The sequence below is a fragment of the Streptomyces sp. CHD11 genome (assembly GCF_018638295.1).
Lineage (GTDB): Bacteria > Actinomycetota > Actinomycetes > Streptomycetales > Streptomycetaceae > Streptomyces.
Window position 1 is genome coordinate 1 of sequence record NZ_JABTTS010000089.1, and the last position, 485, is coordinate 485.

Genomic DNA, 485 nt, shown 5'->3' on the forward strand with positions numbered 1-485 from the left:
CTCCTGGAACTCGGCGCCGAACGCGTCGCGTACGTCGACACCGACGTCCACCACGGCGACGGCGTCGAGGCGGCCTTCTGGGAGGACCCGCGGGTCCTCACCGTCTCGCTGCACGAGCACCCGCGCACCCTCTTCCCGCACACCGGCTGGCCGCAGGAGACCGGCGGGCCGGGCGCCGAGGGCAGCTCGGTCAACCTGGCGCTGCCCGCCGGGACCGGCGACGCCGGGTGGCTGCGGGCCTTCCACGCCGTCGTGCCCGAGCTGCTGGCGGAGTTCCGGCCGCAGGTGCTGGTCACCCAGCACGGCGCCGACACCCACTTCGAGGACCCGCTCGCCCACTTCGCCATCTCCCTGGACGCCCAGCGTGCCGTGCAGCTGGCCTGTCACGGCCTGGCGCACGACTACGCCGACGGGCGCTGGGTGGCGCTCGGCGGCGGCGGGTACGCGGTCGTGGACGTCGTCCCGCGCGCCTGGACGCACCTGGC

At 75.7% G+C, this 485-nt stretch carries 1 pseudogene; it reads left to right on the top strand.

From position 1 onward, the window contains the following. Positions 1–485, top strand: a pseudogene (locus HTV45_RS33270) (acetoin utilization protein AcuC); the annotation flags it as partial.